The organism is Bradyrhizobium sp. Ses1 (genome assembly GCF_059512365.1).
This window is the reverse complement of record NZ_JCAMOQ010000245.1, coordinates 1-311: the sequence shown is the minus strand read 5'-3', so window position 1 is coordinate 311 and position 311 is coordinate 1. Positions and strand designations below refer to the sequence as shown.

Below are 311 nucleotides of genomic sequence, written 5' to 3'. Positions count from 1 at the left end.
GTTGGCGTGCCGACCATCAATCAGACCGTCTCGACCCTGCGGTTCTTTTTCAAGGTCACGCTGAAGCGCCACGAGATTGTCGAGCACACCCATGTCGTTCACGAGCCGCGCAGGCTGCCGGTGGTGCTCAGCGTCGAGGAGGTGGCGCGGCTGCTCGCTGCCGCGCCGGGGCTGAAGTACAAGGCGGCGCTGAGCGTGGCCTATGGCGCCGGCCTGCGCGCTGCCGAGGTGGTTTCGCTCAAGGTCGCCGACATCGACAGCAAGCGCATGATCATCCGCGTCGAGCAGGGCAAGGGCGGCAAGGACCGTAA

General features: G+C 65.9%; 1 protein-coding gene. It reads left to right on the top strand.

Translation table 11 applies throughout. The features are described from left to right. The coding region (locus tag AC5ZG5_RS46550; protein ID WP_496165614.1) for a tyrosine-type recombinase/integrase at positions 1-311 on the top strand (311 nt) is incomplete at both ends.